General features: G+C 37.9%; 10 protein-coding genes. 8 read left to right on the forward strand and 2 right to left on the reverse strand.

Annotated elements, in window-relative coordinates; translation table 11 throughout:
- Positions 1 to 13: 13 nt before the first annotated feature.
- The 5 genes from BTR25_RS16645 to BTR25_RS16665 all read left to right on the forward strand — a co-directional run bounded on the left by BTR25_RS16645 (position 14) and on the right by BTR25_RS16665 (position 8,034).
- Complete coding sequence (locus BTR25_RS16645) at positions 14 to 1,714, forward strand: sensor histidine kinase (protein ID WP_075689165.1); 1,701 nt, start codon at positions 14 to 16, stop codon at positions 1,712 to 1,714.
- A complete protein-coding gene (locus BTR25_RS16650) occupies positions 1,692 to 3,293 on the forward strand; it encodes a response regulator (protein WP_075689166.1) in 1,602 nt (533 codons plus the stop codon). Before BTR25_RS16645 ends, BTR25_RS16650 begins: the two co-directional genes overlap by 23 nt.
- 26 nt (positions 3,294 to 3,319) lie before the next feature.
- Positions 3,320 to 5,032, forward strand: a complete 1,713-nt coding sequence (locus tag BTR25_RS16655) for a type 2 periplasmic-binding domain-containing protein (protein WP_075689167.1) — start codon at positions 3,320 to 3,322, stop codon at positions 5,030 to 5,032.
- 297 nt (positions 5,033 to 5,329) lie between these two features.
- Positions 5,330 to 6,826 (forward strand): MFS transporter, encoded by a 1,497-nt coding sequence (locus tag BTR25_RS16660; RefSeq protein ID WP_083652436.1) that lies wholly within the window; start codon positions 5,330 to 5,332, stop codon positions 6,824 to 6,826.
- 89 nt (positions 6,827 to 6,915) lie between these two features.
- Positions 6,916 to 8,034, forward strand: coding sequence for a Gfo/Idh/MocA family protein (locus tag BTR25_RS16665; RefSeq protein WP_075689168.1), 1,119 nt, complete (start codon positions 6,916 to 6,918; stop codon positions 8,032 to 8,034).
- Positions 8,035 to 8,069: 35 nt separating this feature from the next.
- Here BTR25_RS16665 and BTR25_RS16670 read toward each other — a convergent pair whose 3' ends face one another.
- Positions 8,070 to 9,314, reverse strand: a complete 1,245-nt coding sequence (locus tag BTR25_RS16670; protein WP_075689169.1) for a helix-turn-helix domain-containing protein — start codon at positions 9,312 to 9,314, stop codon at positions 8,070 to 8,072.
- A gap of 204 nt (positions 9,315 to 9,518) precedes the next feature.
- Between BTR25_RS16670 and BTR25_RS16675 the strand changes: the two genes are divergently transcribed.
- From BTR25_RS16675 to BTR25_RS16685, 3 genes are read left to right on the forward strand one after another with little or no spacing between them, the layout of a single operon-like run.
- Positions 9,519 to 10,925 (forward strand): MFS transporter, encoded by a 1,407-nt coding sequence (locus BTR25_RS16675; RefSeq protein WP_075689170.1) that lies wholly within the window; start codon positions 9,519 to 9,521, stop codon positions 10,923 to 10,925.
- 18 nt (positions 10,926 to 10,943) lie between these two features.
- Complete coding sequence (locus BTR25_RS16680; protein WP_075689171.1) at positions 10,944 to 12,236, forward strand: glycoside hydrolase family 1 protein; 1,293 nt, start codon at positions 10,944 to 10,946, stop codon at positions 12,234 to 12,236.
- 28 nt (positions 12,237 to 12,264) lie between these two features.
- On the forward strand, positions 12,265 to 14,745 hold the full coding sequence (locus tag BTR25_RS16685; protein ID WP_075689172.1) for a glycoside hydrolase family 2 TIM barrel-domain containing protein: 2,481 nt from the start codon (positions 12,265 to 12,267) through the stop codon (positions 14,743 to 14,745).
- A 260-nt stretch (positions 14,746 to 15,005) separates the two neighbouring features.
- Here BTR25_RS16685 and BTR25_RS16690 read toward each other — a convergent pair.
- Positions 15,006 to 15,385 (reverse strand): transposase (locus BTR25_RS16690; protein WP_175596811.1); only part of this gene is annotated, 380 nt, incomplete at its 5' end.

Raw genomic sequence — 15,385 nt, forward strand, 5'->3', positions numbered from 1 at the left:
AAAGGAGTGCTACATGCTAACACATTATCGTACTTTTTACACAGTACTTCTCTTAATATTTATTTCTATCACAACGGTAATGATCATGTATACAGTAATTATTAATACTAGCCTGGCGACTGTTCGAACTGATATTCAAGAAAATAATCTTAATCGACTACGTCAATCCGTAAACAATGTGGATGAGAGTGTTAACCAATTAAGTATGTTAGCCATCTCTATAGAAGTAAATCCAAACATTAAACTGCTTTCATCTATTGATCTGATTGATACATATGAACAAATTAAATTAAGGTCAGAAGTCGAGAACATGCTGAATATCCATAGGTTTTCACAAGGATGGAACCATGAAACCTCTATCTATTCTCACTTGATCAACAAATGGATTGGTACGAATGATATAAATCCTCCAGCTGCAGAGGACGATGGCTCTCTTTGGACCTTTCATTCACCCAAACAGCGTTTCGAAACCTACCGTAGTAATGATGAATTTACTATTCGTATAACCTTTCCAAAGAACAATTTACAGCAGGTTGTGGACAACGCTAGAATTGAAAACAATCATCCGTTTTTCTTTCAAGTTGGGAAGTCGGTTATTATGCATGAAGATTCGGACAAAGAAATCATGAACGATTTATTGTTAACGCTTTCCCCCTATTTGGTTAATCGTGACGAGGGTACAGATATTATCAAAATAGGTGAAACAGACTATATGGTCAACTTTGTTCGTTCCAAGACTTTAGACTGGTACTTAATTGATTATTTACCTTTAGATGAAGTTCTCCAGCCAATTGTTCATACGAAACGGATCTTTTATGCAACATGTGCGTTTCTCTTATTAGCTAGCATTATTACGCTAATCTATCTATATAGAAAAGTGCAGGTTCCGATTATCAGTATGATAAAAGGAATAAGACAAATTACGGATGGTGACTATTCTTACCGGATTAGTCGAAAAAGTAATAATGAATTTGATATGCTTTATAAAAATTTCAATGAAATGGTTGAAGAGATCGAGAATTTAGTAGAAAGGGTTTATAAAGAAAAGGTTATTTCAAGGGACGCGATGATTAAGACGCTACAGGCACAAATCAATCCCCATTTTCTTTATAACTGCTTGTTTTTTATTAACAATATGAATCGTCTCAGGAATGATGAAGCCGTTGAGGCAATGACACATAACTTAGCAGATTATTTCCGATACTCAACTAGGCTAGATGAACCAATAACCCCACTTGATAAAGAAATGGGTGTTGTAGAGAATTACCTTACTATTCAGCAACTAAGAATGAAGCGTCTAAATTTTGAAATTGACATTCCAGATTCGATGCGGTCTCTGCTTATTCCAAAGCTTCTCATACAGCCTTTGGTCGAGAATAGTGTTGTTCATGGGATCGAAAAGAAACAGGGAGCAGGATTTATTCGAATTACTGGAGTCAAAGAGGATAACCTGTATCGTATTATGGTTGAAGATAACGGTAGAGGAATGTCAGAGGAAGAAATACGGAAACTACTTGAACAAATGAAACAACCACTGGACGATACCATCGGGTGTGCATTATGGAATATTAAACAGAGGATGGCCATCCATTTTGAAAATCCTGCTGGAATGGAGATCAAGAGAAGTACCTTAGGCGGTTTGTGTGTTATATTGTCTTGGCCAATCGACAATTTTGAAGGAGGTTTACCGTATGTGTCAATTAATAATCGTTGATGATGAAACCTCTGTGGTCGATAGTCTTGCTCTTACTATTCCGTGGGATGATTATGGAATTAAAGCGGTGCATCGAGCATATTCAGCACAAGAAGCTTTGCAAATTGCTGCAGAACAAACCATTGATATCATGATTACGGATATCCAAATGCCTGAAATGAATGGTTTTGATTTAAATGAAAAAATGAGAACAATTTGTCCAAGATTAAAAACGATTATTATATCAGGATATGATGATTTTAAGTATGCACAAAAGGCAATTCGACAGCAAACAATCGATTACTTACTCAAACCAGTAAACATTAGACAATTGATAAAAACAGTTGAAAATCTTGTTCGGACGATTGACAAGGAGGTAAAGGAAACCATCTCTATTCAACAGATCAAGCATACATTAGATCTAAATATGCCAATGTTGAAAAGCCAGATACTTAATGATTTGCTAGAAAATGAAACAAGTGATCACATGGGTTTAGGAAAAAAACTAGCACTCCTTGATTCCTTTAAACTAGATGATTTATTTACGATGCTCGTTATTCGATTAGAAGAGGGATTTTCAGGGTATGAACTTCAGTCGATATCATTAGTTGAATTTGCAGTTAATAATATTGCAGAAGAGGTATTTCAAGACCTGTTTGAATTGTGGAATTGTATCACCGATCAAGGATATATTGTGTTTTTGATTAAAAGTAAAAACCGGGATAACTTAAAATTAGCAAATTCTTATGCGGAAAAGATTCAAGAATATGTTCGAACCTTCTTAAAAGGCTCCCTCAGCATATGTTCAAGCAATGTTGGCATCTTTCCCTATGATGTAAGGAATAGATATCAAACATTGATTGAATTAATAAAGCATAATGCGGGCAAATACGAGGTGGATTTTAATACAGTAAAGGATTTACCTAATAGTTTGAAGATAGAACATACGGTAAATTTACATGAAGCACCGACCATTCTAACATTATTGCAAGCAGAAGATTGGGATGGAGCGATTGCAAGAATTTCGCAATTTTTAACGGTTAATGATTCAAAACAAGAACATTCCCAAGACTATTTATTCAGGGTTTTACTCCACCTTTCCTCATCCTTTTCTTCTTTATACGTAACAGGTGATCAATCGATAGAGGAGCACCTAGGAGTAGAATTCCATCTCTTTATGCGAAAAAGGAGTATGATTACTAAACAGCGCATATTTGCTTGGGCAGAAGACTGGATTGAAAATTTCAAAAAACAAAAATCTGTCCATGTTGATGACTCACAAATGAGAATTATCGCAGCTGTTAGGTCCTATATACATGAAAATTTATCTGAAGATATGTCATTACAGACGATAGCCAATAAGGTATGCTTACATCCAGTTTATTTATCAAAAGTCTATAAGAATATGACAAATGAAACAATAGGAGATTATATCTATCAAGTACGTATGAAGCGGGCAGATTTCCTACTTCGTAATAGCAAACTTAAAATAGCAGATGTCGGCAATGAACTTGGCTTCTTTTCGCAGTCCCACTTTATTAAGGTGTTTAAGAAGCATTACGGGTGTACTCCTCAGAAATATCGGGATAGGAAAGGCTAAGTCTGAAAAAAAGCAAGGGGAAAAGTATGAATATGAAGTGGAGCCTAATCGTAATATCCATCGTTTTTTTTCTAGGTAGTTCTTTAGCTGGATGCAGTAATAAGGATGAAATCAAAAATGGAGTAAATTCACTAACTGATAGTGGTAATAGAAATATAGAAGAAATAACCATTGTGGATGGAAGGATTACTCCAGCTGTTACCGTTACAACCGTTCTAGCTGAGTTGCCTAATACTAAATTTAGAGAAGGAGAGTCTTTTTCTGATAATGTTCACACTAGATGGGCAAAGGAACATCTAGGTATCAACTTTGAGGTATTATGGCACTCACCCCGTATTGATCAATCTTACGAGGAAAGAATCAAACTTGTAATAGCCGCTGGTCAGGAATTACCTGATATGTTTATCTCATTAGATGAACAGTTAATTGAAATGTTAGTAGAGTCAGATTTAGTAATGGGTGTGGGGGAAGCCTTCGAAAAGTATGCTTCTGAAACCTATAAAGCAGCAATGGCTGAAATATCACCTCAAGGTTGGTGGCCATTTACTCGTGAGGGAAAAAAATATGCAATTCCGATTATACACGAATTTCAGGGGACACAGCCCGTCATGTGGATTCGTCAAGATTGGCTTGATAAATTTGGACTTGAAACTCCTACCACTATAGAAGAACTTGAAGCACTCATGCACGCATTTGCCACTCAGGATCCAGATGGCAACGGTATAAACGATACAATACCACTTGCCCTAGCCGCTAATCCTGATTTTTCTGCAAACCCAATAGGTAATCCATCTTGGGTATTCGGAATGTTTGGAGCTGTACCAGATAGATGGTACCCCGGAGAAGATGGAAGGCTTACATTTGGGTCTGTTMAACCAGGAGTCAAGGATGCATTAATAAAACTTAGAGAATGGAAGAAAAAAGGATATATTTCTGAAGAGCTTGCACTCGACAATTTTAACACGTTGACAGCACAGATTTTATCTGACAAGGTTGGCATCATGGGCGGACCAAATTGGCTAAATACGTATTCAACAAGTATATTACAGTCAAATCCGGGTGTAATCTATAAACCATACCCCCTGCCAGAAGGAGTGGATGGAAAAATCATGCGGACGGTGGATAACCCTTATCTTGGTGGGATTTTCATCAACAAAAATATCTCTGAAGAGGCATTAAGAGCGTTTTTTCACTATCAAAATACACTATTTTCTATCTATGAAAGTGAAAATCCATTCCTTTTCAAGGATTTTCAGGAAGGCTATGATTATGTAATTCAGGATGGGAGAGCTTTAACGACCAATGAAGTGATTCCAGGTGGACGAGCTCTTACGGCAAAATATATGCTAACAGGAAGCCCGCCTATTTATAATTCAAAACGCGTAGAAGCCAGCTTAAAACATGCAAGAGGAGAGAAACTAACTACCCATGACTATGCAGCCTTAGCTGGCAATGGAGATTTGGGTATGGGCCCGCTAGAATTAATTTCTAGGGAGGCAATAAAAATAGCATCAGAGCAGGCATTTGCAGATATACCGGAGTTTTTTCAAGGTCCTACAACCCCAACGATGTCACGCAGATGGGAAATGCTTAAAAAGATGGAAATGGAAACATTTATTGATATCATTTACGGTAAAAAGCCCATTGAGGCTTTTGATGATTTTGTTGAGAACTGGTATTCACGTGGCGGAGATGAAGTCACAAAAGAAGTAAATGAATGGTATGATTCTGTAAAGTAACAGTTTCAAGAACGGATGCCCCAAAACCAAGTGTCATTCACTTAGGCTTTGGGGCATCATTTTTTATATAGGAAGTCACCATAGTTAGAGAAAACAATAATATTATATGAAAGCCATCCGATAGAATGATTAATAGTTTAGATAACGCTATGTAAAGTTAAAGAAACGCTATATAAAGACGTTGGAAACGCTTTTATAATGAATGTATATCAACAAAGAATGTATCGTGCCTTTGAAAGGAAAGCGATAACATATTTGATCCATGTTGATTTTAGAAAAAAGTAGGGGGGAATAGTAATGTCTAGCGAAACGAAATTAACAGCTAAAGAGAAAAGAGCAGCAGAAAAATTAGAAAGAGAGAAAAAATTTAACCGTGCTAAGCTTTGGCAGTTGGCACTGTATCCTATTGGGAACGTAGGACAAAATGCATTTATGTTTGTCATGATGTTGGTATCCTTTTATGCAGCTGGTATTGTAGGGCTGGGTACTGTCGTTGCTTCAATCATTATTACAGGTTCTAGGGTTTTTGATAGTATTACGGATCCCATTATTGGTGTTGTTATTGATAAGACAAATGGGAAACTAGGTAAGGTGAGACCATTTTTCATCCTGGGCTATTTAATAATGGCAAGTTCTGTGCTTGTGATGTTCTTTACCTCACATACAGTTCCTGAAGGCATGCGGATGATTTACTTTATTTTCCTATATGTTTTTTATATTATAGGCTACACGTTTGTTGGGGTCGCCAACAGTGCTGGACTTGCTGTTTTAACCAATGATCCCGCACAGCGACCTGTATTAGGCGGGTTCCAAGTGGTGTATTCAACGACTTTCTTTGCATTAGGTTCGATTTATTTATCAAAGGTTTTGGCACCAAAATATCAAGGATTTAGTAATCCAGGTCTATTTCAAGAGTTCGCGATTACTGCAGCTGTTTTTGCAGGAGTTGCCTATACACTAGCAACCATCGCAATCTGGTCGAAGGACCGTATTGAAAACTTTGGTGATGGTAGTGCACAAAATATTTCATTTAAAGATATGTGGCCAATATTAAAGGGAAATCGACCATTACAAATGTTTGTTTTGGCAGCAACAACTGATAAGCTTAGCTTGCAAATTGCTGGTAACCAAGTGGTTAATCTTATGTTATTCGGTATTATTATTGGTAATTATGGATTCTTTGGCACACTGTCGGGAATTGCACTAATCCCAAATATCCTAGTAATCCTGTTCGGTATTCGTTATGCTACGAAGTTTGGTACGAAAAAGGGTTTTGTCATGGCAACGTGGGGCTGTATCATTAGTTTTAGTGCCATGTTCTTACTCTTATGGTTAGGTGATCCGAAACAGATTGGTTCTGGTAACTTGAATTTCATGACGGTTGCTTTTGTAGCGTTATTCTTAATCGGTGGCGGAGTTCGTTATCTTTCTTCTGGACTGGTTTCTCCGATGGTCCCGGATATTATTGATTACGAAACCTATAGAACAGGTCGTTTTGCACCTGGTATCGTCGCTACAACCTATTCATTCGTTGACAAGATGGTATCTTCATTAGCACAAACAGTTGTGGGCTTAATGATGGCAATGATTGGTTTTAAAGCAGCCTTTCCAGACTTAAATACTCCTTATTCTGAGACGATCTTCTGGGTGACGATGCTATTATATATTGGTTTCCTCATGCTGGCATGGATTGCATCACTAGTTGCCATGAAATACTACATCTTAGATAAAGCAAAAATGGAAGAAATTCAAGATGTATTAAGAGCTCGTCGTGAAGAGGCAAAAGTTAGTTAATTTTTTATACAGTCTTTGTTTATGAAAGTTTTATAGAKCCTAAAAAGGCTCTATTTTTATTAGAGATTCATATTGAAAGAGGTGATAAAGTGAGCAAAGTTAAAGTTGGTGTGATTGGATTAGGTAATATGGGGAAATCCCATGCACAACAGTTAGCTAAGGGACTAATTAAAGGGGCAGAATTAACAGCAGTTTGTGGTCGGAAAGAACAAATGAACTGGCTCAACGGTAACCTGACAAACAAGGTACAATTTTTTAAGGATGAAGAATCTCTTTTTAATGATTCTGGCATTGATGCAGTTATTATTGCTACACCCCATTATAGTCATCCAGAATTGGCAAAAAAGGCTTTTAGAAAGGGGAAGCATGTACTTCTTGAAAAACCAGCTGGTGTATACACTAAAAATGTCATAGAAATGAACGAAATAGCCAGCAGAAGTGGAAAGGTTTTTGCAATCATGAATAATCAAAGGACAAATCCACTTTTTCAAAAATTATGTCATCTCATTCAGCTAGGTGAATTAGGTGAAATTAAGCGGACAAATTGGACCATTACAGATTGGTATCGATCACAAAGCTATTATGATTCAAATGAATGGCGAGGAACCTGGGGAGGAGAAGGAGGCGGTGTCCTTTTAAACCAAGCTGCTCACCAAATAGATTTATTACTTTGGACCACTGGTTTAATACCGAAGCGTGTCCATGCTTTCTGTCATACTGGAAAATATCATGCAATTGAGGTAGAAGATGACGTTACCGCCTATATTGAATATGAAAACGGTGCAACGGGGGTCATTATCGCTTCAACAGGTGAAGCACCTGGAACCAATCGATTTGAAATTGCAGGTGAACTTGGGAAAATAGTGATAGAGGGTGATTCACTAACCTTTTACAGATTAAAAGAATCAGAAAGAGTATTTAATGTGGCGAATACAGCAGGATTCGAAACACCACAATATATAAAAAATGAAGTTTCTGTAAGCGGAGATTACCTAGGCCATAAGGGAATCATTCAAAATTGGATTGATGCAATCCTGTTTAATACCCCATTAATTGCACCAGGGGAAGAGGGTTTAAAGGCGTTAGAATTAATAAACGCCATCTATTTATCATCCTGGGAAAACCAAACGATTACATTTCCTATTGATCAAGATATTTATTTAAATAAATTACAAGAAAGAATAACACGATCAACCTTTCAAAATTAATGACAAAAGAAATAACCCTACAGACCAGTGTAAGGTTATTTTTTATCCAACAGATGGTGTCTTTCCCTAAATTGCTTTGGAGTCATGCCAACAACCTTTTTAAAAACCTTTGTAAGGTAACTTTGATCATTAAAATGAAGTAACGAACATATTTCCGATATGGGGGTTTTACTGTAGGCTAGTAACTTTTTCACCTCATCAATTTTAGTTTGTTGCATATACTCGCTTATTGTAATGCCAACTTCCTTTTTAAACAGTGCGGACAAGTACTTAGGACTTAGGTCAACGTATTTGGCTATTTCTAAATGATTAATTTCATCGTAAATATGTTTGAAAATATAGTCTTTACAGGCAGTAATTGTTTTCGAATATTTTTCATCCTTCACTTGTTTAACTTTCTCAGCAAAGGTATAAAGAACGTCTCTCGCTAAACTTCTCACTTCATCTAACCGATGTAATTCTTCCACTTGTTGAATATAGCGATCATGTAAGGAAAAGGCAATTTCCTCATGGAGGCCTCCCTCAATGGAGGCTCTAGAAACCAATGTGATAAGGGTAATAATATGGTTTTTTATAGAACGGAGATAACTAGACTTAGATAGGATACTAGCAACTTCTTCTTCTTTAATTAAAGATAGCGTTGATAATTCCTCGACTCTTCCTTCTCTTATAATGTACAAGATTTTCTTTTCAAATAGTCGATCATGATGAAAGGCATTGGACTGTAAATGCTGAGAAACAACTAAGTTTACTTCTTCAATATTATTGTTATCAGTTAACTTAGAATTCTCCATTACAATTGATTTAGGAGAAAGTACTTGATTATTAAACAAGTGATTGATAAATACACTTATATTTATAAGTTTCTCAGCCCCTATAACAGGTAAAGCTCTATAATATTGAAGAACTTTTTCACGGTAAAAGAATGCTCGTGAGTCATTGATGATCCCACTAATTCTGTCTTCAGATAATGGAAAGGATAGAGAAGGTCCCGTTATCACGGTTCCTTCCAAGACTTTATTTTTGAAAACACTAATTAGTATATATTTCTCTGAAAATACAGATTTCCTGATAACTGGAAATAGGTGTTCTTGACTAGCGTCAAAGCGTAATGGGTTAAAAAATTTCTCTTTCTGGTTTTCATATAAAGGGTTTAACAACTGATTCTTTAAGTTCTCATAGATCACTTTTCCATCTGGATTAATGAAGAAAACGGGTAATTCAAATGTATCTGCAACGAGATTGCACCTATTTTTAATCGTTTCCATATTTGTGTTCATCCATAATCAGCTCCTAACCCAACGACCATTTTAATTATCTATTAATAATACTAAAAAAAATACCAAAATACCATATTGAATTCTTATACGCTGTTACTATTAGGCTATTAAGAAAACAAGAAAGAGGGAAGTGTTTGTTAAATATCAAATACAGCCGCACATTTAAACTATTTTTAATATGTTTAACAGGGGAGGAAGAAGGAGATGCATGCTGTTGATGCCGTTAACCATCAACCTGTTGCAGAAGACCGAAGGCTTAGTACTAGAGAAAAAATAGCGTGCAGTCTAGGTGGATTGACTGGAACAATCCATACACAAATGGTTTCTATTTTTTTGTTATTTTTTTATACAGATGTGATGGGAATTAATCCAGCATATGTAGCAGGATTATTACTTACTAGTAATATTATTAGTGCAGCATTAATTCCAGTCTTTGGGGTTGTTGTAGATAAAGTAACAACTCCGTGGGGAAAGTACGTACCTTGGTACATGATATTGGGCGTACCGATTGCAATTTTTGGATGGCTAACCTTTACGGATTTTAATCTTAGCCCTAATGGCACACTAGTATATGCAACGGTAACCTATCTAATTTATAACCTATTAAATTCTATTAAAGCCGCACCATTTAGTGCTGTTGGTCCTGCTGTTACGAAAAGGGTTGATGACCGAGTTTCCTTGGGGCAATATACGTATTTCACTGTTATATTAGCAGCTATCATTGTATCAGTAGGTGCTCAACCTTTGTACAAAGCATTTGGCGGTGGCAATGATGCTAAGGGATTCTCTATCCTGATGGGGTTTATTGCTGTATTTTGTATATTAGTATCTGTATTCCAAGTGCGTTCCTTAAAGGAGAGATATGTCCTAAAGACAAGGAAAGAAGAAATTAAACCTTCTATCAAGGAAATGTGTATAGCGGTGTTTACAAATAAAAATGCTGTGATCATTTACGTAAATATATTTGCGGTTAATTTAGCAAGTGGAATAAGAGCTGCCATAATGATTCACTATTTCAAATACTATTTTCATATTGAGAGTCTAATTGTTTTATTCGGAATGATGAGCTTACTTCCAACCATTATCGGTGTAATGCTTAGTGGTAAACTGACAAAACGTTTTGGAATAAAAACGATTGTCCTGACTTGCACTTTTGTGAACGTCGTATGCACGGCTTCTGTTATGTTCATTCCTGCTACTTCCGCTGGTGTGGTAATCTTTCTTGCTACCGCTTCAATTGCAAGTTTGTTTATGGGGTTTGCAAATCCGGCTCAGGCTACCATGCTCCCAGCAGCGATGGACTATACCGAATGGAAGTCAGGAGTTAATATCAATGGATTCATGGGATCTTTTCAAGGAGTTATGCAGGTCGTTGCTATCGCTTTTTCTGGCTCAATTGTAGCTACTTCCCTGTTATGGATTGGCTATGTACCAGGAGCGGTGCAAAGCAGTGAGACGATTTTTGGATTAAAAGCTTTAATGGGAATTGTTCCAGCAATTATCTTTTTATTTACAGCATCGGTAGCTTGGTTTGATATTACGGAGGAGAAGCAGAAACAAATTGCAATCGAACTTGCAAAACGAAGAAATCATTCGCCGAATAACCATTAGAGAAGGGAACGAACTATTATGAAAAGATTCACTAATGAATTTTTGATTGGAGCGGCAACCGCAGCACACCAAGTAGAAGGAAATAATGTTAACAGTGATTTTTGGGCAATGGAGCATGTGCCTGGCACGATGTATAAAGAGCCATCTTTAGATGCTGTTGATCATTACCATAGGTATAAAGAAGATATTCAGTTGTTAGTCGAAGCAGGCTTGAATACTTATCGATTTTCAATTGAATGGGCGAGGATAGAACCAGCAAAAGGCGATTTTAATAAGGATGAAATTGAACATTATAGACAAGTCCTGGAATTTTGTCACCAAAACAATGTGACACCAATTGTAACATTGCATCACTTTTCATCACCTAAATGGTTGATTACTGAAGGTGGATGGGAAAGTGAATCAACGGTCGAGTACTTTGGGGATTATTGTAAATATGTTGTTTCCGAGTTAGGTGTTCTCATTCCTTACATCTGTACGATCAATGAAGCAAATATGGGAAAACAAATAGCTAAGATCATGAAAAGAATGTCAGGTAATGAAAGCACTTCAGCAAATAAAGAGGACAGTGTTGATGTACAGGTTGGGCTGAATGTTGATATGAAAGAAAAAATGGAAAATTATTTTCGTTCTGTAGGGGAAGCTTTTGGTATTGACCCTAGGAAAGTACAAACTTTTCTTGCTCCCCGAACTGAAAATGGCGAACTAATCATTATGAAATGCCATGAAAAAGCGAGAAAGGTAATCAAGGAAGTGAACCCTTCGATCCAGGTTGGAATCACCTTTTCACTTTATGATCATCAAGCATTACCTGGTGGAGAACAATCCGCTGAAAAGGAGCAGTACGAGGACCTTCTTAACTACCTGCCGTTCCTTCAAGAGGATGATTTTTTAGGTGTTCAAAATTATTCGCGAAAAATTCATGGACCGGATGGCATTGTAAAACCAGACGAAACAACTAGATTAACTAAAATGGGTTATGAGTATTATCCAGAGGCATTGGGAAATGTATTGAGATTTGTTGCTAAACACTGGGATAAACCAATCATTGTTACGGAAAATGGTATATCCACTGATCATGACGAGGAAAGAGTGGAATTTATCGAACGTGCTTTAACTGGTGTCCAGCAATGTCTTGATGAGGGTATTAATGTAATTGGTTATACTTACTGGTCATTATTAGACAATTTTGAGTGGCAATTAGGCTATGCCCAAACTTTTGGCCTGATTGCTGTTGATCGCTCCACTCAAACTAGATATCCAAAGCAAAGTCTATCATTTTTAGGGAATATTAAGAGGTCCGGAATTTAATCTAACTTCAAAACAGGAGGAGATTTATATGTTAAGAGAAAATATTGACCAAAAGTGGGAATTTATAAATGGTAAACCGTTCATGATACCGGGATATGGGCAAACAGGCAAAACGGTTAATCTGCCGCATGACTTTACCATCGAGACGGATCCATATCCGGAGGCACCAGGTGGGCAAGGTACCGGATATTACGGTGGAGGCATAGGGACTTATACAAAGATGCTCGATATTCCAGAAGGTTCTGAGAGTAAAAGATTATTAGTAGAGTTCGACGGGGTGTATATGAACCCAACCATTACTTTAAATGGACATGTCGTGGGCAGACACCATTATGGTTACTCACCGTTTCATGTTGACCTTACTTCTTATATAAAGCCCGGTAAAAAGAATAGGCTAGCAGTAATAGTGAACAACGATGCACAGCCAAATGCCCGCTGGTACACAGGCTCAGGAATCTATCGCCATGTCGATCTTCTTTCAGCTCCAAAAATCCATATAGCTCCTTGGGGAATTTTCGCTGATACCTCACATGTAGTTAACGGTACTGCATTTGTAATCGTTGAAACGACAGTGGAGAATCATACTGCTGACGACACGAATGTGTGGGTAGACGTAAAAATAAAAAAGGATCACTGTGGTACAGAAGCGGGCATCGGAAGAGTTAAGGTACATATACCTGCTGGAGAAAAGGTTAGTGGTCAGGTGAAAATTGCTGTTGAAAATGCGGATCTTTGGGATATCGAATCCCCTAATCTTTATAAGATTAATGCCCAATTATCCGATAAAGAAACGGCTCTAGATAACGATAGTACCACATTCGGAATAAGGACCATTTCCGTTGACACAAAAAATGGCTTTATGCTTAACGGCAGAACCATAAAACTTAAGGGCGGCTGTGTCCACCATGATAACGGTATTCTCGGCGCTGCATCTTTTAAGGACAGCGAATATCGTAAGATGAAAATTCACAAAGATAATGGGTTTAATGCCATTCGCTTTGCTCATAATCCGATGTCAAGGGATATGCTGGATGCGTGCGACCAGTTAGGTTTACTCGTCATTAATGAGGCATTTGATGTTTGGACGATGGAGAAAAACACCCATGATTATAGCCAATATTTTGAACAGAACTGGAAAACGGATATGGAAGCGTTTATTTTACGGGATCGTAATCACCCAAGTGTGATTATGTGGTCTACTGGAAATGAGGTTCCAGAGCGAGGTGGGTTATCTAACGGCTACCAATGGGCTGCAAAGCTTGCTGCTTTTGTACGTGAGTTAGATCCGACCCGTCCGATTACGAATTCACTGCCTTCCTTCTTTAACGGGCTCGAGGATGAAGATCAGTTGAAATTTTTCCAAGACCTGATGAAAAAGTCAAAGAATACAGGTGGAGGTATCACCAATTTAGATTCAGAATTTGGAAAAAGTGTTTGGGGCGAGTATACTGAGGCATTTGCAGCACCGTTAGATGTCGTGGGATATAACTATCTTAACTATCAATACGAAGACGCATTAAAAACCTACCCTAACCGTGTGATTTGCAGTACAGAAAGTAAACCGATAGAAATGTTTGATTACTGGACCGATGCTGAGCGCTTTTCGCACGTGATTGGTGATTTTGTGTGGACCAGTTACGACTACATCGGAGAAGTAGGACTTGGAAGACAAGATTATTATGAGCATTCAGAGGAAGCTGCTAATGCATATAAGACACTCCATATAGTTGAATACCCATGGCGTACTTTCGGTGGTGCTGACATTGATCTCTGCGGCTTTGCTCGTCCGCAGCTTGCATACAGAAGGATCTTATGGGGATCCGCGGAGACCTTTATTGCCTCATCTAATCCTATAAATAGCGGTTTGAAAGAAGTATTAGGTCGATTTGCATGGCCTGAACGTGAAAATTCTTGGAGCTGGGCAGGATATGAGGGCAAACCTGTGCAGGTAGATGTTTACTCAGCCGCAGATGAAGTGGAACTGATCTTGAACGGAAAAAGTCTAGGAAGAAAGCCTGCTGGTAAAGAAAACCGATTAATAGCAACGTTTGACCTTATCTTTGAACCGGGAACTTTAGAAGCAATAAGTTATACTGGTGGCAAAAAAATTTCCTCTGATTTACTAACATCAGCAGGAAAACCTGCTGGTATTCGTATTGTTCCTGACAAGGAGCAGCTTACAGCAGATGGTCAGTCACTAGTCCATGCAGTTGTGGAAGTGGTAGATGGAGAAGGCAGACTAGTTCCAACTGCTGAGTATAAAGCAACTGCCAAAGTTGAAGGAGCAGCCACACTTGCAGCATTTGGTACTAGTAAACCGCAAACGACTGAGAACTATACCACAGGCGAGTTTACTTCCTATAAAGGAAGGTTGCTCGCGATTGTCCGGGCGGGTTATGAGTCTGGTTCGTCTATATTAACTGTTAACATTGAAGGCTTTCAAAATGTGTCCTTAGAAATACCAGTGAAGTTAGAAAGTGAGAAAGAACAAGTAGTAGTGCATATTTAACAAAAAGGCATAAAAAGGAATCACAAATAGTGATTCCTCAGATTGTCGAGAAAGGGTAGTTTTCTCGGCAATTTTTCATTTTGTTTGATTTAAAAATTGATTGTTTTTGATTTAATTGCCTATGCACCAAGGCCTGTTGATTTCCCCTCCAGGTGCTTCGCTTTCCGCGGGCGTGCCGGGGAGCCTCCTCGTCGCTACGCTCCTGCGGGGTCTCCCACTGCCCCGTACTCCCGCAGGAGTCTACGCACCTTCCGCGGAAATCAACAGGGTTCAAATATCTTAGTATTGCCACACACTCTTTCAAGCCTAGCTAAGTGTGTGGCAATTTTTTCCATATTTTGGCACRCTGCCGTAAGGAGAGCCTGTTCGCTTGCTTTTCTTAATCCGCGTAACCTACAATAGCGAAGCCCATGCAGTTCTTTTGAATCTGCGAAGCTTCGCTCAACCATTTCCTTTCTAAATTTATAAAGCATTTTTCCAGACTTAGATAAGCGATTTTCTCTTACCTTTTCCTTGTGCTCTTCCCAAACATGACGTGTTACTACCTTTACCTTATTTTTGGAACGAGTACATTGGGAAAGAAGTGGACAGTTTCCGCATTTCTTTGAATTAGATTTATATTCTTTATAACCTTCACGAT

The sequence above is a fragment of the Bacillus sp. MRMR6 genome (assembly GCF_001940785.1).
Taxonomy (GTDB): Bacteria; Bacillota; Bacilli; order Bacillales; family Cytobacillaceae; genus Neobacillus.